The organism is Aquitalea aquatica (genome assembly GCF_013911085.1).
Lineage (GTDB): Bacteria > Pseudomonadota > Gammaproteobacteria > Burkholderiales > Chromobacteriaceae > Aquitalea > Aquitalea aquatica.
The window spans coordinates 428961-450273 of sequence record NZ_JACERN010000033.1 but is presented as its reverse complement, the minus strand read 5'-3'; the positions used below and the strand labels follow the sequence as shown (position 1 = coordinate 450273).

General features: G+C 57.7%; 20 protein-coding genes. 2 read left to right on the top strand and 18 right to left on the bottom strand.

Annotated features, from left to right (window positions below; genetic code table 11):
• A partial coding sequence (locus H2Z84_RS14525) for an MBG domain-containing protein (protein ID WP_181836593.1) occupies positions 1-1134 on the top strand: 1134 nt, incomplete at its 5' end.
• A gap of 11 nt (positions 1135-1145) precedes the next feature.
• The gene (locus H2Z84_RS14520) at positions 1146-2798 is read left to right on the top strand and encodes a ShlB/FhaC/HecB family hemolysin secretion/activation protein (protein ID WP_181836592.1); all 1653 of its coding nucleotides are present in this window, start codon (positions 1146-1148) and stop codon (positions 2796-2798) included.
• Positions 2799-3184: 386 nt separating this feature from the next.
• Here H2Z84_RS14520 and H2Z84_RS14515 read toward each other — a convergent pair whose 3' ends face one another.
• The 18 genes from H2Z84_RS14515 to H2Z84_RS14430 all read right to left on the bottom strand — a co-directional run bounded on the left by H2Z84_RS14515 (position 3185) and on the right by H2Z84_RS14430 (position 21185).
• Complete coding sequence (locus H2Z84_RS14515) at positions 3185-4804, bottom strand: methyl-accepting chemotaxis protein (protein WP_258869409.1); 1620 nt, start codon at positions 4802-4804, stop codon at positions 3185-3187.
• A gap of 431 nt (positions 4805-5235) precedes the next feature.
• A complete protein-coding gene (locus H2Z84_RS14510; protein ID WP_181836591.1) occupies positions 5236-5544 on the bottom strand; it encodes an H-NS histone family protein in 309 nt (102 codons plus the stop codon).
• A gap of 31 nt (positions 5545-5575) precedes the next feature.
• Positions 5576-6862, bottom strand: a complete 1287-nt coding sequence (locus H2Z84_RS14505) for a phage integrase central domain-containing protein (RefSeq protein ID WP_181836590.1) — start codon at positions 6860-6862, stop codon at positions 5576-5578.
• 608 nt (positions 6863-7470) lie between these two features.
• Complete coding sequence (locus H2Z84_RS14500; protein WP_181836589.1) at positions 7471-8922, bottom strand: toll/interleukin-1 receptor domain-containing protein; 1452 nt, start codon at positions 8920-8922, stop codon at positions 7471-7473.
• 175 nt (positions 8923-9097) lie between these two features.
• Entirely contained in the window at positions 9098-9943 is an 846-nt protein-coding gene (locus H2Z84_RS14495) for a DNA cytosine methyltransferase (protein ID WP_258869408.1), read from the bottom strand.
• Complete coding sequence (locus H2Z84_RS14490; protein ID WP_181836588.1) at positions 9915-10106, bottom strand: Com family DNA-binding transcriptional regulator; 192 nt, start codon at positions 10104-10106, stop codon at positions 9915-9917. Before H2Z84_RS14490 ends, H2Z84_RS14495 begins: the two co-directional genes overlap by 29 nt.
• Before the next feature lie 148 nt (positions 10107-10254).
• Positions 10255-10785 carry a phage tail assembly chaperone gene (locus H2Z84_RS14485; protein ID WP_181836587.1) on the bottom strand — a complete coding sequence of 177 codons (531 nt, stop codon included), beginning with the start codon at positions 10783-10785 and terminating at the stop codon, positions 10255-10257.
• Entirely contained in the window at positions 10782-11561 is a 780-nt protein-coding gene (locus tag H2Z84_RS14480; RefSeq protein ID WP_181836586.1) for a hypothetical protein, read from the bottom strand. The genes H2Z84_RS14485 and H2Z84_RS14480 overlap by 4 nt, the downstream gene beginning before the upstream one ends.
• 9 nt (positions 11562-11570) lie before the next feature.
• A complete protein-coding gene (locus tag H2Z84_RS14475; protein WP_181836585.1) occupies positions 11571-12167 on the bottom strand; it encodes a pyocin knob domain-containing protein in 597 nt (198 codons plus the stop codon).
• A gap of 292 nt (positions 12168-12459) precedes the next feature.
• Positions 12460-12861 carry a hypothetical protein gene (locus H2Z84_RS14470; protein WP_181836584.1) on the bottom strand — a complete coding sequence of 134 codons (402 nt, stop codon included), beginning with the start codon at positions 12859-12861 and terminating at the stop codon, positions 12460-12462.
• A gap of 15 nt (positions 12862-12876) precedes the next feature.
• A complete protein-coding gene (locus H2Z84_RS14465; protein ID WP_181836583.1) occupies positions 12877-14166 on the bottom strand; it encodes a gp53-like domain-containing protein in 1290 nt (429 codons plus the stop codon).
• Positions 14167-14736: a YmfQ family protein gene (locus H2Z84_RS14460; RefSeq protein ID WP_181836582.1), complete on the bottom strand. Its 570-nt coding sequence runs from the start codon at positions 14734-14736 to the stop codon at positions 14167-14169.
• Positions 14733-15797 (bottom strand): baseplate J/gp47 family protein, encoded by a 1065-nt coding sequence (locus tag H2Z84_RS14455; RefSeq protein ID WP_181836581.1) that lies wholly within the window; start codon positions 15795-15797, stop codon positions 14733-14735. The genes H2Z84_RS14460 and H2Z84_RS14455 overlap by 4 nt, the downstream gene beginning before the upstream one ends.
• Complete coding sequence (locus H2Z84_RS14450) at positions 15797-16150, bottom strand: phage GP46 family protein (protein WP_181836580.1); 354 nt, start codon at positions 16148-16150, stop codon at positions 15797-15799. Before H2Z84_RS14450 ends, H2Z84_RS14455 begins: the two co-directional genes overlap by 1 nt.
• A 203-nt stretch (positions 16151-16353) precedes the next feature.
• Positions 16354-16977 (bottom strand): phage baseplate assembly protein V, encoded by a 624-nt coding sequence (locus tag H2Z84_RS14445; RefSeq protein ID WP_181836579.1) that lies wholly within the window; start codon positions 16975-16977, stop codon positions 16354-16356.
• The gene (locus H2Z84_RS14440) at positions 16977-18134 is read right to left on the bottom strand and encodes a phage baseplate assembly protein (protein WP_181836578.1); all 1158 of its coding nucleotides are present in this window, start codon (positions 18132-18134) and stop codon (positions 16977-16979) included. Before H2Z84_RS14440 ends, H2Z84_RS14445 begins: the two co-directional genes overlap by 1 nt.
• Positions 18118-19410 carry a DNA circularization protein gene (locus H2Z84_RS14435; RefSeq protein ID WP_181836577.1) on the bottom strand — a complete coding sequence of 431 codons (1293 nt, stop codon included), beginning with the start codon at positions 19408-19410 and terminating at the stop codon, positions 18118-18120. The genes H2Z84_RS14440 and H2Z84_RS14435 overlap by 17 nt, the downstream gene beginning before the upstream one ends.
• The gene (locus H2Z84_RS14430) at positions 19410-21185 is read right to left on the bottom strand and encodes a hypothetical protein (RefSeq protein WP_181836576.1); all 1776 of its coding nucleotides are present in this window, start codon (positions 21183-21185) and stop codon (positions 19410-19412) included. The genes H2Z84_RS14435 and H2Z84_RS14430 overlap by 1 nt, the downstream gene beginning before the upstream one ends.
• Between the last annotated feature and the right edge of the window lie 128 nt (positions 21186-21313).

Below are 21313 nucleotides of genomic sequence, written 5' to 3'. Positions count from 1 at the left end.
ACGCTGAGCTTTGGCACTTCCGCCAACAGCACCAGCAATGTCGGCAGCTACGCCATCAATGGCAGCGGCCTCACTAGCAACGGCAACTATGTATTTGCCCAGGCCGCCGGTAACAGCAGCGCCCTGAGCATCACTCCGGCCTCACTGAGCGTCACCGCAAGCAACGCCAGCAAGACCTATAACGGCCTCGGCTATACCGGTGGCAATGGCGTCAGCTATAGCGGCTTCGTCAACGGTGAAAGCAGCAGCGTGCTGGGCGGCAGCCTGAGCTATGGCGGCACGGCGCAGAACGCCATCAATGCCGGCAGCTACAGCCTGCTGGCGCAGGGCCTGACCAGCAGCAACTACGCCATCAGCTATACCGCGGGCAGCCTGACGGTGAACCCGGCCACGCTGACCTATACCGCCAACAGTGCCAGCCGCACTTATGGTGCCAGCAACCCCAGCTTCAGCGGCAGCATCACTGGCCTGGTCAACAATGAAACCCTGACCAACGTCACTAGCGGCACGCTGAGCTTTGGCACGACGGCTACCAGCGGCAGTAATGTCGGCAGCTACGCCATCAATGGCAGCGGCCTCACTAGCAACGGCAACTATGTATTTGCCCAGGCCGCCGGTAACAGCAGCGCCCTGAGCATCACTGCGGCGGCCCCGCGACCGGCTCCGGCATTAACACCCGCCGATACCGAAAAGTATCTGCCACAAACCACCACCATTCCCAAGTTCCCGGATAACGCCCAACAAGTCCTGAGCAATACCGCTGGCACGGCATCATTCGGTGGCCTGAACTACGTGGCAGTACCCGAGCTTGCAGCCAATTCGGCACCTGCATCCAGCACCGCCCCCACGACCACCGCGGGTATAGCAAGCCAGCCGGCCGCGGATACAGCCAGCAGCCCGGGACAAAGTTCGGTCAGCAGCAGCGGAAATCAGCCGGCACCAACCGGAGGCAGCTCGCTCAACTATGTAGCCAGCAAGGATGGTCCGTTGTCGGCTAGTACGGGAGACGGCAAGAAATCGGCAAACGAGCTGAACGTGAATGATGTCACCGTGCCGAGTTCGACAGGTCCTCTGGATGTACATGTCGTCAATGGCGGCATCAATATGGCAACGCTGTTTGGTGGCGGGCAATAAAGGGAATCATCATGAAAAATAAAACAAACACCATGCTCGTACTCGGCCTGCTGATGGGGAATGCGGCCTGGGCGGACACCATGCAGGCGGAGCAGGCCTTGCAAATCGCCAAACCACCGGTGCCGCAGCAAAGTCCAGTGCTACTGCCACCAGTACCTGCAGCATCAGCACCTGCCAGCGCGGACGGCAACAATGTCAAGCTAGTACTTAACAAGGTTGTCTTTCATGGCAACACTCTCTTTACCAGCCAGGTACTGGAAAAGACGATCGGTGATATCCAGGGTAAATCCTTTGACATTGCCGGGCTCAATCGTCTACTGGAGAGCGTGAGCGCGCTGTACCGCAGTCATGGCTACCCCTTCGTGCAAGTGTATATGCCACCGCAGACCACGGTGGACGGCATCTTGCAGATTGCCATTCTGGAAGGTCGCTATGGAAAGATTCAGGCCCGTGGCGACGAGAAGCTTGCCCGCTCGGCGCAGAAATTCCTGAATGCTGGTTTACAGTCAGGTAACTACATCGAGAACACCAGTCTTGAAAGAACCATGCTGATCCTGAATGACCAGCCTGGCGTCAAGGTACGACCCATCCTTCGCCCTGGTAGCAAAGCTGGGGATGGCGATCTGGATGTGCTGATGGAAAGAGCCAGTTGGGTGGATGGCGTGGTAGGTCTGGACAATATTGGTAACAAGAGTACCGGCGAATACCGAGCTCCGTTATCACTGAACATTAACAGCCCATTCATGCTGGGTGACAAGATCACCTTATCCACGCTGTACACCAATCAAGACATGTGGCTGGGTTCGCTCAATTACGATCTGCCCATTGCTTACAGCGGCTGGCGTGGGCAGCTTGGCTATGCGCATACCAGCTATCTGCTGGCTGGAGCATTTGCCTCACTGGATGCCAAAGGCTATGCCGATGTGTCGTCAGCCAAGCTCAGCTACCCGCTGATCCGCTCCCAGGCCACCAATGTACAACTGGCGTTTGGCTACCAGCACAAGAAGCTGGAAGACAAGTATCAGGCCCTGGGCTCCACCCAGTCGAAAACAAGTGATAGCTTGCCGCTGTCGCTGCAGTTTGATCACCGCGACAGCTGGCCACTGGGGGGAGGCGTTACTTATGGTCTGGCCAGCCTGATGTCCGGCACCATGCACCTGGGCCAATCCATGCTTGCCAGCGATGCCAGCACGGCAAAAACACAGGGCAATTTCAGCAAGGCTGATCTGGATATTGCACGCATCCAGAAGCTATCCTCACGCTTCAACTTGTATCTGCGCTATTCCGGTCAATGGGCCAGCAAGAATCTCGACTCGTCAGAAAAATTTGGCCTGGGCGGCTTCTATGGGGTGCGTGCCTATCCGCAAGGTGAGGGCATGGGCGACTATGGCTGGCTGACGCAGCTTGAGTTGCGTTACGACATGGGTAGTGCAACGCCCTTCATTTTGTATGATGTAGGCCGCTCGCATAGCAACAAGAGTGCATGGGATAGCAGTTCCACAGAGCAGCGTAAGCTGTCAGCTACAGGCCTTGGTCTTCGGATCAGCAGCCCAACGTGGTCGCTGGAATCCAGCTTGGCCTGGAAAACCCAGGGTGGAACCCCGACTGCCGAAAATTCCAATCACAATCCTCGACTTTACCTTGCTATTAACCGTCGCTTCTAAAAAGCGCTCTGGCCTTGCTTTTAATGACGGCTTTCCTCATGAAAGCCGTTAAAAATTGCCAGATACGTGAATGACGGCTTAGGCCGATGATCTGCCTATGAGATAACTTCGTCGGTCATCCGGCTCAAGCAGTCATTACACAGAAATCCAGACATGCGCCTTTAAGCAGTCGAAAGCCGGCTCCGGCCAAAGCTGCTTGTCAGAGGTGCTGTGAGCAACGGCTGGGTTACATAAATTCGGACAGGTCCCCTGGGCGCTGAGCCAAAAAATGTTGCTATTGCTGAGGGAGGAGTTCGGGTAGTGCTGGAAAATTTAGTACACCTGCTGCATTAGAGAAAAAATGCCGCCAGTGTCGAGCTGGCGGCCACGACTGCAAGGAAGGTGTTCTACAAGCGGTACTGCTGCAAGGTGCTGATCTGATGGCGGGCCAGTTCGTCCAGATGGTGGGCACTGCTGGCGGCTTCCTGTGCTGCCGAGGAGGCCTCTTCCGTCATCTGGGCAATCTGTTCTACCTGCACCGCAATATTGTTGGTAGCCTTGCCCTGTTCCTTGATGGCGTCGGAAATCTCGGTGACCATGTGGACAGTATTACCGGTGGCCTCGCCAATCTGCTTGATGGCGTGGTCGGCATGGTCGGCACGGCTCACGCCATTGCGTACCAGCTCTTCGGCCGAGTGCATTTGCTCGGTGGCCTGGCGCGAGCGGTCGCGCATGGCGTTGATGGTGGAGGAAATTTCCTGGGTGGAACTGCCAGTGCGTTCTGCCAGCTTGCGCACTTCGTCTGCCACCACGGCGAAGCCACGCCCCATTTCACCGGCCCGTGCTGCCTCGATGGCGGCATTAAGTGCCAGCAGGTTGGTCTGGTCGGCAATATCCTTGATCACGCCTACTACGGTGTCGACCTGAGTGCTGTAGGTATCCAGCTCGCGGATGCTGCCAGCCGCGCTATCCACTGCGCGGGAAATGTCGCGGATGTCGTGAATGGTCTGGCTGATGGTGGTGGAACCCTGGTGCGCCAGACTGCCGGCATTGTGCGCGAGGTCGCGCGATTCTTCCGCCCGGGTGGCCACGTGGTTCACGCTCACCGTCATCTGTTCGATGGTAGCGGCCATATTGGCAGAGGACGAAGACTGCGCATCGGCGGCAGCGGCCACCTGAGTGGCAGTCTGCGACAGATCTTCCGAGGCAGCAGCTACGGAACGGGCCCCTTCCAGAATGGATTTCAGATTGGTCTGCAAACCACCCAGCAGATTATTGAAGGCAGTGGCGGTGTGGCCGATTTCGTCCTGGCTGATGACCGGGGCGCGCTGGGTAAAGTCCAGTGACTGGCTGACCTGCTGCATGGTCTGCTGGATGGAAGTCAGGCCACGGCTGATGGTGCGGAACAGGGTGACACCCATGAACAGAACCAGCAAGGTCACAACACCAATCACGCTAGCTGTTTGCAACAAAGCGCTGTTGTAGGCTGCCTTGTTGGTTTCAAGGGTGTCGAAGGCCAGCTTGAGGTTGTACTCAGTGTGGTCGTTCAAAGCCTTGCGCAGATCTGCACCGGTAGTGTTCAAAGCACCGTCGCGCAGCATGGCATCGGCAAGATCATTCTTCTCACTTCTAGATAAATCGAAAAACTTGCTGCGCTCGGCACGGTAAGCTGCCAGCTTGACCTTGTCATCTTGCAGAAGCTGGCGGTCGTGATCGTCGGATATCAGGTTTTTCTCGTAATCATTCAGCAGGTCTTCCAGTTTTTTGTCGGCCTCGCCCGACATGGCTTCGGCGGCGGCTTTTTCACCTGCCGTGTGCGATACCGAGTGCTTGATGATGGCACTGCGGATGTCCATGAAGGCATACACCATGCCGTTCAAGTCACGAACGCTGGGGGCCAGGTTGGATACGGTGTCCTCAAAGCGATTGCTGGCCTGTTTTTGCTGATAAGCGCCAAAGCCACCCACCAGCAACAGGGCGAGCAGGGCAATGGCCAGGGTCAGGATGAGACGTCGAATGATGCTCATGAAACTCTCCTTACAAGTCATATCTTTTTTTGTTATTAAAATAGTGATAATGCGATAAGTAAATATGCTTATAGCAGCCGATCATGACGTTTGCAGGTTTTTTTCAGCTTTCTATTAATTCTCAGAAACTATTCATACCTTACTTCAAACAGAAAATAAACGAGGTTTATAAATTGGGATGATTCAGAATTTTATTATGGCGAAGGGAGCCATAAATATTTCGTATCATGACTGGCAGTCATGGTGGTTACTGAATCACCCCCACGTTCCGAGATGCCGCGATGGCTCCTTCGGCCGAACAACTGTCGATGTGCAAGCCTGATTGCGACCGTTTGCCCAGATCAATGACAATTTTCGACCAAGGTAAATCTAGTCTCACAAATAAAAAGCGCTACAGCTGTAGCGCTTTTTTATGCCCGCACTTGGTCGGATCAGATCGCCAAATCTTCTATGCTAAAGCCTTCATCCAGCTGAGCCTGTACCCAAGCAGGTTTACGGCCACGGCCAGTCCAAGTCTGAGACTCATCATTCGGGTTCTTGTACTTGGCTTCAACCGGCTTACGTATAGCAGTGGTGGCTTTGCTCAGTACATCATCCAGGTTAAGTCCATATGACTTTGCCAGTTCCAGTATTTGCTTCTTAGCATTGGCCTTCTCTTCAGTTTCACGGCGGCTAATTTCTGCCTGCACACTGTTGCGCAGTGCTTGCAGGTCAGCTAGGTTAAGATTTGAAAGTTCCATATGGGTATCCAAGTGTGGTAAAAGAATAGCGTTATGCAGTATGTGCTTTGATCTGAATTATACGTGTTGTTTTTGTATTGCAATATATAGCCCATTCCTGCATGAGTTGCATACGCTGTGGGAGAAGCTGGTCGCGTGCATATGCGGCACGAGTTTGGTCGTTGTTGACATGTGCCAATGCAAGTTCCGATACCTCATCCGAAAATTCAGTCCCTTTGCAGCTACGTGCCCAATCTTTGAAAGTACTACGAAAGCCATGGGTCGTGATATTTGCTACTTGCATGCGATCAAATAGTGCTTTGAAGGCCTGGTCGGACATGATGCCCCCTTTGGGGGCAGGAAATATCAGGCTATTACCAACAATCCTGGGCATGTTTTTCAAGAGTGCATAAGCCGGATCCGATAGCGGAACCGTGTGGCTTTTACTAGCTTTCATTCTTTCCGCACTAATCGTCCAAGTCTTGTTGTGCAGGTCAATTTCATCCCACGTAGCACCACGAACCTCACCTGAGCGGGCTGCGGTCAGGATAGCGAACTCCAAGGCTTTGGCCGATATGCCACTGCGTTGGCGTAGCTTCTCCATGAATGTGCCGATTTCACTGAAGGGCAGGGCGGCATGGTGTTCCACTTTCTGCACCTTGCCTGGTGCTGGGAGAACATGCTTTAAGTTACCCTGCCATGCTGCCGGGTTTTCTCCTTCCCGGTAGCCAGAAACCTTCGCCCAGTCAAGAATGGACTCAAGCCGGCCACGGAGCCGACTGGCTGTCTCATTCCTGGCATTCCATAGTGTAGAAGTGCTGCCGTCTTTGGTGCTTACCTCTTGGCGTAGCACAAGCAGAATGGCGTCATTGTCTATTGCGTTAATGGGAAACTGACCGATGAGGGGAAAGGCATAGGTCGTAAGCGTTGAGGACCATTGTTTGACATGTTTGTCGTTCCGCCATTCGATCTTTTTGTCTTCGATGAAGGCGAGGGCGCACTGCTCGAAAGTTTTGGATTTGGAGGAAGTCAGCTTGGCTTTGCGCTTTTCCTGGAGAGGGTCAATCCCATCACGGATCTTCTTTCGCAGGGTCCGCGCATTCTCTCGGGCTTCTGCAAGACTGATTTCAGGGAACGGTCCTAAGCCAATACTTAGGCGCCGTACAACTTCCTTGCCACTTTGATTGATGCGGGATCCCATGGCCGCGCATAGCACCCAGGCTCGCGAGTTGCCTGCAATGCGTAGATACAGCCCATCGACACCACCTACGGCATGCTTGCCATTTTCTTTGAGTCTGGAGACTGCAAGTGCAGAGAGTTCTTTTGCTTTCTTTGGCATGATGCACAATCCTTGTGCTGCATATTGTCCTGCATAAAGTACTGGATTTGATTGAAGCTGACAAGAAGCTGTTAGACACTAAGTTTTATAAGCCATTGATATTAAATGGTGAAAGTAGATTTCATTAGATGTGCTTAGACAATACTTGGACGGACCCCCTCTCCGCCAAACACCCCTAAGGTGTTGTTTTTGCAGTAAATTCAGGTTCCTTAAGGCTTTTTTGCCCCTGAGTTCTACACAACACTCCTACACATTGGCGATAAGAGTTCAGTTTTTTTCTTGGCTTCCTATACTCTGGATCGGAACTTGTAACTTTGCGGCAGTTTTGGCACTCGTTTGCACTTTTATTGTCACCGCCAATTTGCAGGGTTTTTGGCACTATTTGCGCTTCTTTTGTCACCGGATCGTAAAAATCTAACGCTTCCTTACCGCTACCTTTCCCTGTGATGGAGGAGGGTGGTCAAGTCCTTGCTCTCCGTGCTCTACCTGTCCTCTCCATCCTCATTGCTCTCCAGTCATGTGCTGGGCTGTGCTAGCCCCTTCACTATGCCGGTTTGCTGAGTGCATAGTTGATCGCCAACTAGCAATCCTTCTGGCAGTGTGACTGCTCAGTCGCGTGTAGCCAGCTTATCTGCTCCCATGAGAAGGGAAATGCTAATCGATTCGTAGTCATAGCGAGGTGCGCGTTGACCGCTACCGTGTGCTTCCAACACAGGACTGAAGTCGTCTGCTTTCTGTACAGCAAACATGCCCTTAACTCGATCGAAGTACGCCTTGGACTGTGCACGGGCAAATATCTCGAACGGTCCATGCATTCTCCTCGCGAACACAAGCATGTAAGGCCACCACTTGCACCACGAATCACTCGCCACAGCAGTCATCTCGCTACGAAGGTAGGCAACAAACTCCGCCTGTGCCAGTTTGAATTCAGTAATGCCCGTCCCTGTCAGTCGCTCTTTAATCAGCATGCCTACAGGAGAGAATAATCGTGTGTCCATGCGTTCATTGCGATAATGAAGCGTCTTGATGCTGTCACAGAAAACAGAGAAATCAACCATCGTATCCTGTCCGAATGTCTGATTACGTTCGTTGTAATAGTGCTCGTTAAGGAGACGTGAGCAGAGGTCAAAACGTTCATGTGCAATGAATGCTGCCAGTGCATGGATGAAGAATTCGTATCCAAGAAACTTGAAGTTGTCGAAGTCCGTTTCAAACCAAGAACCGACGTTTAGGTTGGCTGGCCTATCGAAGTACGGTATCAACGACTCGAAGAAACGGTGAACCTTGGAGCCGAATTCTCCTGTCGTGTCGTAAGCTGCGATAGCTTCGAAAATTTGATTCAGCTCGTTCCGAAGAGGAATGGTTGAACTCACGTTCTCAATGAACTGTTCATCCCACTCTTTCGACTGATCCCGGACGATCCGAAGGCGCTCGAAGTTTGTGGCAATAATTTTAAAGTATTCGGTCAGAGCACCACCAGCGGATGGCTTATTGCCCTTGATTGCATCAATTGCACGGCGAAAATATGGGGTTGTGCCGAGAGAAATTTCAGGTTCTTCGTCGAGATATGCAGGGCGCTGGCCAATGTGCTTTCGCTGATAGAGCGGCTTGTCATTGATCCAACGTACCAGCCGTTCGAACTCCTGTGCGTAGTTTTCCTGGTTGCTAAGGTCGATATAGATGCGGGAAGCATAGTATGTCGGCAGATACGGTTTTCCCTCATCGTCCCGCTCTTTGAGTACCGCGACGAATTTGTTCTGATCCGCCTCGGAGTAGACCTTGGGCGAGATGATCTGTGCCTCGGTGCCGACGCCGCCAGTTCGATTGTTGGTCTTGTCTGCATAAACTTTATCGCAGATTAGTAGAACCTTCTTTACATCGGGATCGTTAACCATGCGTTCCATGAATGCGATCGAGTCATGCCCTTCTCTAAGGTCAAACTTATCAAGAAGCACATGGACCCCAGAGTCGCCGAGTTCATCGGCCAAGTCCACCACCCACTGTTCATGTTCCGGGTTGGACCAACTGTATGAAATAAATGCCCTGGGTTTTGAATCCATGATGCCTCCCTCGTTACGTTAAAAAATGTGGGTTGATCAAAAGGGTGATATAGATACCCAAGCAAACATGCGGTCTTTGCTGTCGCGCCCCTTGGCGGCTATTGGCCGATACCCCCACCTTACTCCCAATCCATAATGCATAAAAGGGGCCTCGGCCCCCTTCGTCCCGCCTACCTTACCCCCTTACACATAAGTCCCCCTCAGCTTCCGGGCGATCCATTCCACGACTTGCGGCACAACGGCGTTGCCGGCAGCTTGAGCCTCTGCAATTTGGTCGCATCCAGTCCGAGGCAAAGCCCATGATCGCGAGACGCTCCGGCCCGCTCAGCCATCGGACCCCATCCGTCGGCTTGAGTAACGAGGCCTGCGCCATGGATAGGGATCTGACTGGGGGCTTGTCCGGCAAGTAGTGTAGGGAAAGGCTTGAGTCCGGATTGTTGCGCTGGCGGCGTGCCAGAAACTGCTGCCACTGGGCTGGCGTCAGCCAGCAGCTCAATGGGGGCTGCACCATGAGCAGAAGAAGACCGGCAATAATGAATACACTACGGCGTTTTGCGGGGACTGCGAAGCATGAAGCATCCAGCACCCGCCAGCATCCCACATACCCGCATTCGGCAAGCGTGGAAATGACTGTCTGGAAGTCTTCGCCATCTCGGCAAGAGAGCAGCCCCATGACGTTTTCAAGGACCAGCCAGCGAGGCTGTAACTCACGGGCGAGCCGGCAGACTTCAAAGAACAGGCCAGAGCGCTGGCCGGCCAGGCCTTGCCGGGCTCCCATGGTAGAGAGGTCCTGGCAGGGAAAGCCGCCGACTAGGACGTCAACGGGGCTGAGGTTGTGGGCGCCGACTGTGCGCACGTCGTCGAACTGGCGGGCGTGGGGGAAATGGTCGGCGAGGACGGCGCGGCAGACGGGGTTGATTTCGACTTGCCATGCGGTGGTGAAACCGGCGTTTTCAAAGCCGATGTCGAAGCCGCCGATGCCGGCGAACAGGCTACCGATGGTGGGGTGTGGGCCATGCATGTGCATCCTTTGCAGTGGCGTGCGATGACGCGCTGGCAGGAGGCTCGGCGGCCTTCAAATGATTGTGTGCCCGGCAGCGCGGGCATTTGATGCTGAGGACCAGCACGTGGCCCTCGGCGAGTTTGTGGCCGCAATGGCCGCAGCGGATTTCAGGTAGTGACATCGGCAAGGTGGTCGGTGACCAATTAACCGTTAGACTGTCCGGGCTTTCTGCGCAGAAAGTGGCAGCCTTGAGGTGACTTGCAGGGTCGTTCTGCGGGTCAGCTGGCCGGGTGGGTGTTGGTAGCACCCATCCGGCCGCTGCCTCTCATTTATTCAGATTCGGGCAGGGTCGTTGTGGCCGCTTCCTCCTCTACACCTAGCGTTAGCGTCGGCCATGCAATATCCGGCCAGTTCGGCGCTTGGCTCAAATCCCGCAGTTGCTGGCGATAGGTCTTCACTGCGTCCAGATCCTCGTGGCTAATGGGGTAGTCCGGCATCAGCAGGTAATCGGTGGCCAGCAGGCGGCGGTCGCGTTCGGCGCGGGTCAGGCGCTCCTGTTCTTCCGCTGGCAGCAGCGGTGGCCAGGCGATGGCCTCGGCCGGGTCGAAGTCGGCAATGAAGGTCTCCAGCTCGGCGCATTGTTCTGCATTCAGCTGCCAGGTGTAGTCGGCGTCGTCCAGCTCCAGCACCGACTTGTCGGCCGGCCTTGCCGGCAGGTAGCGGATGCGTATTGGTACACCTTGCTGCGAGACGTCTTCGCTGGCCGGGCGTGGGGTAAGGACTGGAATAAGCCGGGTGTGGAAGGTGCCGTCAGCGCGCTGCAGGCGGGTGATGCTGCCGTCAAAGATCAGGCTGTTCATGGTGCGTTTCCTCTGATGTCGCCGCGATTGATCCAGGTGACTGCTGCTCCGTTGCTACGGATGGCATGGCCGGCGTTGGCATGCCAGTCGGGATAATTGGTTGAGCCACCGCCGCGCTCGCCCCATGCGCCGCCGTAGCCGCCACGCACCACGCCATTGATGATGCCGCCACGGCCCGGCTGGTCGAATGTACCCGCGACGCCATTCGGTGCATTGCCCAGCCGATCCCCATCGGGACCAAACGGAGCACCGCCGCCACCGCAGGCATTCAGGCCGCCATTACCGCAGGCTGCGCCTCCACCTCCGCCGCCCGCGATAATGCCGCGATTGTCTATCCGGACATTCATGTTATTGAGTACCAGGGCATCACCACCTGCACTGCCTGGTTGCGCAGCCTGGCGGTCGGAACCGGTTCCCCCTTTGCCACCACGCCCCAGCAGATAACCGTAGTTTTCGATGATGATCTGGCAGCTTGCCAATGTGCCATTCCACCAGCTACCGTCCAGCCGGAAACCTTCGCCAGCATTGGCTGATACCAGCTGTATGCCTGATTCAATGACAAAGCGGATGCTGGCTCCGGCGGGTGGCGCACCTGCAAATGCTGTTTGGATACGGTCGATCACCCACTGGCCCGTGATGCCATGGTCGTGGGCGCTGATACGGATGATGGTTTCTTTCTGGAACACCAGGCGGCCATCAAGATAGGCACGGCTGACTTCGCGGCCATCCAGCCACCAGCGCTTGACTTCCCGGCCGTCGATAAAGGTCTTGGGCATGGCGCGGCCTCAATACTGGAAAGTCATGCGTTGGTTTAAGCGGGTGTCCCACTGGCCGGGGAGTTCGACCAGCGCCGTGCTGGCATTCCAGGTGGACCAGGCATCGCGGTACTTGACCCGCCACCACAGCCGTTTGCCCTGGTAGTCCTGGAATTGCTGGTAGCACATCAAGCCAGCACTGAAGACAAACAGCATGCCGGCATAGGGAGTCGGGTAATTGCTACCACTCTCCGCCGCCGCATTATTGGACTGATGATAAAGGCCGGTTTCACTGATGCTGTTCAAGTCCACCTTGTCGGCTAGTCCCGGTTTGAGTGCTAGTGCGTCCCCAATCCCATACCCCGCCAGCGTGGTGGGGGTTTTGCTGATGTCTGTCCACAGATGGCCATGCTTGATTGGCGCGGCGGCATCGCTCACCAGCTTGGCAATAGCCTGCTTTAGCTGGTCGGTCTTGGCTGCATCCAGCTTGATACCAGCTCCTTCGATTACTGCCGCCAACTCGCCCTGCATGGCATTCAGCCAGGCGGCGGAAACAATGGTGCCCAGCGCACCGCTAGCCGGATTGCCGTCGTGAAACAGGCCATCCGGGGTATTAATCTTCTGCATTCAGCCCTCCTGACAGGCGAAATAGACAAAGGTATGAGCTGGTTTCAACTCGCGGAACACGCTTTCAATACCACCTGCCACACCCACCGGATGTCGGCCACCCGTGATATGGCGCTGACGGAGTGGCCGCCAGCTTGATCAGCCCTGCCTGTAGCCGTTGCTGATAAACCGCGCTGCTCGGTGGGGTGAGAGTCCACATACCGTTCCCAGTCTGGCAGAGTGTATTGGGCACAGAAGGGAGAGACGGCCCCAGCGGCGTTTTAAGGTGGTGTCAATCGGTGTGTCCAGATCATCAGCTACCTTCAGGGTATGCGGGACGCGCGGGCAGCTCTTGGGACGGATCGCCCGAGGCCGCAGCCACGATCGCTCGCAAGGCCTTGCGATATGCCGCCCATGCAGGCGGAAAGGGAAGGCCGGCTTCATAGCAGCGTAGTACGGTTGTATCCGAATCCTGCAATGCTGACTGTGCCTCAATCTTGTAGCTATCCCATTGCTGAGCGGCAGATGGCGACGGCGGGTCAATTGCCTGTGGCATACCGCCTGCACCTGCCGTAATCACTTTGCCTGCGGATTGGGCGGCCATCAGCGCGGCATGCTCTGCTTGGGTGATTTCGACAACGTCGTGTGGGATATCTCTCCCGTGAATTCCATTGCAGTAGAAACCGTCCGTAGACGGCGAAAAATAGACCTTCATGTTCACTTCCTCTAATTACCAGCCGATTGCCAGCCATTGAGTTCCGTATGCTGCTGCAGGGCTACCGCCAGCGTTGAAGACCGTAAACGAAGCCCCCGTTTTTGACTGCCCGCTTGTGATTGCGTAGCCACCCGCCGTAATGCCGCTAACAGTACAAAATGGCTGCAAACATGCATTTGGAAATGCCATTGGGAATGTCACCTTGAGGTTAGACGAGCTCGTGCCAGAGGACGACTGCCCACCCCACTGAAGAATCAATCCATTTGGCAAACGCGCATAGCCATTTGCAGCAAAGCTCGCGCTAACACCCGCTGAAAACCGCAACGATGCCGAGCCCCCGACGATGTCCCAGTTACTGCCCACGCAGCAAATATCGACTGTTTCTCCGGCCTGGAGCGCAAGCGAAGTGATGGATGAACCACCTCCAGGCGGAACCATAAAATCAGCACCAGATAAGGCAATCAGCTGCTGTTGATGCGTAAAATTCACGAAGTGGTAAACCACCCCATCAGCCAGTGCCGAGGTGGGCGGCAGCGTGATAGTGAATGATGATGAACCGGTAAAGCCAACTAGGCGCCCGGAGTGCGCCCCAACTAGGGTAGCGTCAGCACCAAAAAACGCATGGCCCGAATAATTACCATTGCAAGCCCACGCATATCCCGTTGTTGCCAGCTTTGTTGAGATGTCAAATTGCGGCGGAGGGTCGCAAGTCGGGGAACGACTCAGATGCACACCGGCGGGAAACGCCTGCAATAACTGGACATTGTCTACCCGCATCTCCAGTACCGATCCGCTTTCTGGGCTACCCCCCTCAGCAAACAAACCGGTATCGCCGTCATTGCCAAAGCTCAACCCCGCATGATTCTGGCTGTCCATCTGCCCAACGCCTTTGGGCAGCCGCAGCCCCTTGGTAAAACGCAGGGGGCCATCGTGCTCCTGGATCATAAAAGGGATGCCGTTGGTAGCCAGTTGCAGGGTGCCATCGACCGGGCAGAACAAGCCACTATCGTTGTCCCCCCAAAAGGCATAGCCCGCACTGGTTTTGTTGAGCGGTGTAACCGCCCCCATTTTGGCCTGCAAAGCCACCTTCAGGCCGTTAGCCAGAGCCTGTTGGATCAACGACTGGATGGCCAGGTTGAGCTGGTCGGTCTTGGCCGCATCCAGCTTGATACCGGCCCCCTCGATCACGCTCACCAGCTCGCCCTGCATGGCATTCAGCCAGGCGGCGGAAACAAGGGTGCCCAGCACACCGCTAGCCGAATTGCCGTCGTGAAACAGGCCATCCGGGGTATTAATCTTCTGCATTCAGCCCTCCTGATAGGCGAAATAGACAAAGGTATGAGCCGGTTTCAGCTCGCGGAACACGGTTTCAATCACCGGGTCGCCAAAGCTGGCCAGTGTTTCGCCAGCGGTAGACTGTCCCGCACGAAAACGCCAGGCACTCACCTGCGTGGAATGCACCACCACTTGCCACACCCACAAGATGTCAGCCACCTGCAACGTGTCGCCGGTGCGATTGATGCCAGCGCGGAAAGGCTGCAACTCGATAACCTCGATCCGGTAACCCAAGCTGCTGGCCAGGCGCTGGAAATAAGGAATACTCAGTCCCCCGGTGGCCGCCAGCTTGGCCAGCACAGCCTGTAGCCGCTGCTGATAAACCGCGCTGGTCGGTGGGGTGAGGCCACAGACCCTTTCCCAGTCCGGCAAGGTGTGTTCGGCAAAAAAGGGCGAGATGGCGGCGGCAGCTTGCAAACCATCGCGCTCGGCCACATCCAGCGCCCGGCCTTCGGCATGTAGCTCGATCTGCAAGGGCTGCGCATTGCGGGCATAGGATTGCGGTGGCAGCAGCAGCGTCAATAGCGTGGCGTGGTTCATGGCATGGCCTTAATGTCGAGCCGGCCCAGCCGCAACCACTCCACCCGCTGTTCATTCACCAGCGGCTGCACATTGGCGGCCGGCAGCACAATGCGCCGGTCCACCACCCCGGGCAGGCTGGAGGCCAGCGTTTCCAGCTGGCTACGAATCAGCACCTCACCGGGAGCCAGCTGCGCAAAACGCGTTTGCAACTGCGGTGTCAGCTGCAGCCGGGCTTGTTCCAGCGTCAGGCCGGACAGCGACAGCTGCAGCTCCACATCCACCAGCCGCACCGTGGGTGCGGCCACCAGGCTGTGCTTGGCGGTAACCGGGCGCAGCGTGTCGATATGGGTTTGCACCGCGGCCAAGGTAGCCGCAGACGGCAGTCCTCCCGCCGCAGTAATGATGATATCCACCGTGCCTAGCCCGCGCCGCAGCGGATAGACATAAGCCGCCGATACGCCCGGCACCTCCAGTGCCCAGCGCCGGTAATCGTGGACATTGCCGCCAGCAGGTGGGCGGCGGATCAGGTCCAGCAGCCGCGCCAGCAGTTCGGCATCGCTTTCTTCCTCCACCCCGCCGCGCATCTCCAGCAGGGTAGCGGCCGACTGCACGCCAGGCGGCGGGGCCAGCAGCTCCAGCCGGCTATCGTCAGACGCATTGCCGGCCAGCCCTGGTAGTGCCGCACTGGCGGCCACTGTCGCCGTGCCATCCGCAGCAATCAGCCCGACCGCGCGGCTGACATACAGCTGTTCCGCCCACTTGCCCTGTACCCCGGCCGGGATAGGACTGCCAGGATTGCCGCGCAACAGCATACGGCCGCTGGCGGCCACCGCTGGCTTGGGCTCCAGACCACGCAATCGGGCATGCTGCAGCAAATAATCATGATCGGCGGTGTCGGGGAAAATCTGTCGCACCATCCACGCCTGGTGCTGGTACAAGCCTTCCACCGCGCTGGCCACCGAGGTGGCGCGGATGAAGTAGTCCGAGTCCGGGCCGACATCGGCCTCCGGCAGCAGGTTGCGGATGTCACGCAGCATGTCGGCGCGGATCTGCGCCATGGTGAGCAAGGGATAAGCCATCAGCCAACCACCTGAAAAGGATGTCGAAAGGTTTGCAACACACCACTGGCGGCAGTGACCGCAATCAGCAAGACCAGCCAACCCGGCTGGGGCCGCAGACTGTCCACGACAATGCGGCTGGCCCGGCCATCCTGCAGCAGCGGTTCCAGCGCCTGCTTGGCATACTGTCGTGCCAGCGCATCGATACGACTGAGGTCTTTTGCTCGTTGCAGCTCATGCAGGCGTGACCCCAGCGATGGGTCCGCCCACCAGCTACCCAGTGGCGTGGCCAGCCGCAGATAAACGGCATTGGCCAGAGTGGAGGTGCGGTTACCGGCATAGCTGCCGGTATGGGGGTCGAGTAAAGTATCCATGTCCCCATTGTCGGGGCATGGTGAGGGCAGATCAGAGCTGAAGAGATTCAGTAAGCAGGAGAAACCTACCCCTGTACTACGCTGGGCCAGTTAATGCACCATCCTCGAACGCGTAGCGTCCTGACGGCCATACGCATCGACACCGACAGTACAAGGGGAGGGCGAGGAGACCAAACAGCCCAGCGGCTGGTCGTCAGCGGCTCTTAAAAGGCAGGGCCAGTCACTCCACCCGAATCACCCGGATGTTTGTGCCCGCGCAAGCTCACCCCACCGGCCACCACATCACCATCCGTCTGGTAGCTGCCACCCTCCTGCCGTACATCCCCGCTGAACACCGCGCCACTACCGCCCTCGATAGCCATGCCGCCTTGGCCTGTCAACTGCTGGCGCACCATCACCTGGCCAGTAAACTCCGCCTGCGGGCTGTCGAAGCGCATGCCTTCCGTCGCCGTGAGCGTAAAGGTTTTGGTCGATCCCTCGATCTTGCCGTCTTTAAACACAAAGGTATCGCCAAAGGCGTTAAACACAGCCGTTTCGCCGGGAGCCAGGCCCTGCACGCGAAACTGGCCGTTCTCGGTAGCGATGATGATGCCGTGGCTGGTCTTGCCGCCCAGCGGCAGCACGATGACAGCGGTGCCCGGCGGCGGGTTACTGCTGAAGCCAAACTGCTGGAACAGCTCCAGGTCAGGCAAAGCCTCATCAGCCAAGCCCTCCACCTGGGCCAGCTGGCTGCCAGCACCGTTACTGGACAGTCCCAATACACCCCGGAAAGCCTGGCGAACCCCTGACAGGGCACGGCTGATACGGCGGTCGATATCTGGAGTCATCACTTACCTTTACTGATGGGGCTATACGACTGGCTGGCAGCTACTGCCACCGCCTTGTTATTGGCACGACTACGCTTACTCTTGCTCTTACCCGGGCTGCTCTTGCGCGGATGCGCATCCGGCACCCAGGTCCCATCCTCCTTCAGCGTCAACTCAGTCTGGCTTGGGCGGCCACGGCCACCGCTGAAGCGCCGCGCCATCAGGAAGTAAATGCCGTTGATGTCGTGTGGTTCGCTCAGCACATGCAGGCGCTGGCCAGGCGTCCACAGCAGGCCGTCACTGCTGCGGTGGCCTTTCACTGTGGCCTGCAAAGTGAGCCCCTGCAGGCGTGCATCCAACAGCAGCTTGTGTGCCCGAGCGCGGGCCGCAGCCAGGCTGTCGACATCGTGGTCCATCACGATACGCGGCCGGTACACACTGACGCTGCTATCGCGCTCCACCACCTTGATGGCGTGGCGACCGGCCTGCAGGGCGCTGCCATGAGCCTGCCCCAGTACCGTAATTTCCGAAAAACGCCCGGCCATGCTGCGCACCCGGTGCAGGCGCACCACATTATTGCCCTGGCCATCACGGCGCAGGATCAGGCTGGCCACCGGTGGGTGCTGGTAGTCCGGCCCGCCAATCACCAAGGTGCCATCCGGCTCAAACCACGGCCACAAGCCATTAGCCTCCGCCGCATTGCGCAACGTATCCCAGGCACTGTCGCCGGGCTGGACACTGACTTTCTCGCTGCTCAGGGTATGGGCGGCATCGATGCGAATCTGGCTCAAGCCCAGCGGCCGCACAACATCGGCGACAATTTCCGCCAGCGTGGCCTGGCGGCGGGTAAAAATGGGCGAAGAGCAATCCACCAGGATCGCTGCGCCATCCCGGCCGCGCAGGGTTAGCGAGTGCGCGCCGTGCTCGATCGCATCCTCGATGTCGTCAATGTGCCCGGTCATCACCAGGTCATTGCCGATGCGCAGCTGTACCGCCGCGCCTTCCTGCAGCGCTGGCGGCAGGCGGCCATTCGGCAGGCCCAGCTGCAACTGCCAGGCATCGGCCGGGGTAAGCAGATCGGAATCAAGCTCATAGCTGCTCCAGTTTTGATGGACTTTGCCCGCCAGCAGCAGGCTGACCACCTCATCGACGGGCGCAGCATTAATGAGCATAGGCATTGAGCAGATCTCCGGCTTGCAAGTGGTTCGGGTTACGCAGTGCAGGGTTAAGGCGCGCCAGCTCGGCAGCACGGCGGTAATCGCCATACCAGGCAAAGGCCTGCAGATGCAGATTGCCATCCTGTTCTACCCGGCGCTGGATCAGCGGCGGGGCCAGCGCAATGACGGCGCGCGCCGCTTCCTGCACCGCCAGCGCGGTATCTTTCAATGCCTCGATCACCGGACGCGCCTGCTCCAGCGGGTAGGCCTTGTGATGACTGTCCATGCTCACCTGCAGCAGTCGCCGTACATCGTTAGCCATGGTTTCCAGCTGCGGCGGAGTGAGCGTGGGTTGCTCCGCCTGGTCGGCCAGCAGATCGCTGGCGGTGCTGGCCAGCGTGCTGGCGGCTACGGCTTGTACCAGAGCAGTCAACTGGGCCACATCCTGCTCACGCGGCGGCAGAGTAGGGGCCGCGATGGCATTCTCCTCGCCGGCTGATGGCACGTTGTCAATCGGCGATGCCGCATCACTGGCATTGGACGGGTGCGCCAACTGAGCGGGCAGCAACACGATGCGATCCAGCTGCCTGGCCAGGCTGTTCCAGTCGCTGGCAATGGTCTCCGTATCGAAGCCGCGCAGATCCACCAGCCCATCCAGCAGCCCCACCAACTCCGCCGCAAAAGCGCGTGGACTGTCCAGCAGGCTGATGGTCTCAGCGACCAAACCATGCAGTTGGCTGCGCACGGCCGCCAGCGTGCCGGTCATCACCGCACCCAACGCCTGCAACGGAGCCAGATTAGCCTGCCATTGCTTCAACTGGGACAGCGCCTGGTCAAACACCGCAATGCCGGCCTGTCGTGCCATATCCGCCTGCAAAGCCAGGCCTTGTGCCTGCTGTGCCGGCAACTGCCGCACAAAAAAAGGCTGGCTCGGTGTAGCCTCCTTGAGCGTCAGCTCCACCGTGCAATAGTCCACATCCTCAGCCGTGTGGCGTACCGCATGGCGCAGCAGCTGCATACGCGCCATGCTGCCGAACACCGGATGGATCAGTTCACCATGTCCCGGCTCATCCAGCATCTGTAAAAATGTCTGCAAGCGGCTGTCGTAATCAGCCCCAAAAAACACCGCGGTCAGCCGCAACTGGCGCGCCTTGCGCCCCAGGTCCTCCACATCCTCGCCATCCATATAGGGATAGGCATGGCTGGCGGTATCGCGCTCGGCCTCATCCTCGGTCTGCAGGCAGTCGAACACCACCCCACGAAAGCTGGCATCCAGCAGATTATCCTTCCAGGACATCAGTTTCTCCTCAATTCCAGCTTGTTGGCCTGGTTAACTGCAGCCACGATATTGCCGTTCTGCACATCCACCGTGACATGCAGCGGAATGGGCTGCTGGCTGGCCTGCTGCATCATGTTGGCAGCCAGATTCAAGCGGGTGGATGACTCCATGACAGCCTGCAGCAGCGCCAGTTGTGGTAGGGCTGGAGCTCCAAAGCCGGCCAGTGAAACCGCTCCGTCGGGTGCGCGAGCATTGCGCTTGATGGGAGTTGGGGCCAATAGTTTTGCGTCCTCATCACCATGGATCAAATCGTAAAGCCAAGTGCCCAGGGTGCGTTTCTTGCCGTCATTGGTGGCCGTCAGCACCTTGGTAATGCCGGCATCGACAGCACTGCCCACGGCATAGCCGGCTGCGCCCGCAGCGGCGACGGGCACAGCCCGGATGGCTAGCGGAGCTGCAAGGATGGCTAACTGGCCAGCACCACGTATAACTGCGCGCTCCGTGCTCGATTTGGACAATGCCTTACCGTTCTTTAGCCTATTCCACTCCCAGATTCCGGCACCCACCACCGCTGCTGCCGTTCCCGGATTTTCTCCAGCAAATTGGCTTAGATTTGCATGCGCTTCGGTCACCGCAGTAGCCGCAGGCGACAAACTCAACCTGTCTCTGGCAACCTCCGCCACCTTCACCTTGCCAAAGCTTGACTCTTTAATCTGTACCAGCGCCGCCCCCACCAAATCCCTCTTCGACGCTGCCTCCCCCTCTTGCATCGACTGCTTCAGGCCCTTCACATCCCCCATCGCCGCCCGCTCAGCCCCGTGCCCGGCGCCCGGCAGCAACATAGCCTGTTGTTGCGCATTCAAGCTGCCCAGTAAATTCAACAAGGCATCCACCGCTTGCTGCCCGCCAACCGGCTTACCCGCCGCATCCACCCCGCCAAGCACACCTTTGGGCATCAGGCTATCCACCGCCACCCCCTGGCGCTTCAAGTCAGCGACCACCTTCGGATCACCCAACCGTTCCAGCACCTTTTGCAAGGACTCCATCGCTTGCTGAGGCTTCATATCCGGATCACGCTGCATCATTTGCTGACCCCAGGCCCCCAGCAAATGCACCGCCTCCCGCCCCTTCAGGCCGCTATCCGCCATGGTGCTGAACACCCTGGGCGCCGCCTGCAGCAAAGCCCCATCGTTATCACCCACCTTGCGGCTGTAATGCAGCAAACCGTTATGCATCTCAGAAAACTGCGTTGGTGCAATGCCCAGCTTCTTCTCGGCACTGACATCGAACTGGGAAACCTGCTTGGTATCAGTGAACAGCGCACTGGCGGTACTTGCGGCATGAACCAGAGCCTCCTGCACCTTCTTCAGCGGCATATCTGCTCCCAGATACACCTCCGCACCGTCCTGCACCGCTGCTGAAGACTGCAGGCTGTCCCCAGCCACCTGCAGGATAGTCGGCGCCAACTGGGCAGCCTCACCCTGCTGCAAGCTACCGTTCATCTCCATCTTCAACATGCCAAGATGGAAATTCCGGTTATTCCGCATGTCCTCCAGCACGGACGACACCCCACCCAGCTTATCGAATAGCGTGGATAGCGCCGTCGAAAAGCTGCCAAACTCACGGCCCAGCTTACTGGCAGGAATCAGCGCCCGCTCCAGGTCGGAGGGCAGACGCTGCATTAACTTAGAGGCCTGCTGCAATCCCGTCATCAGCCCCGACACACTCTGTAGATTCACCGGCAAAAACGCCTCCTTACTCATCCCGCAGAGCCCGCAAAAGCGGATCACCACGCCTCATCACCAACACCGCTATGCCAACAGGCCAACTGCGCCAGCCCCAAAGACCGCAGCCAAATCCACGGCGGTCCCTGGCAGCTCGTCTGCCACCCGCACCCAGGCTAGGTGGCAGACTTAGTCGC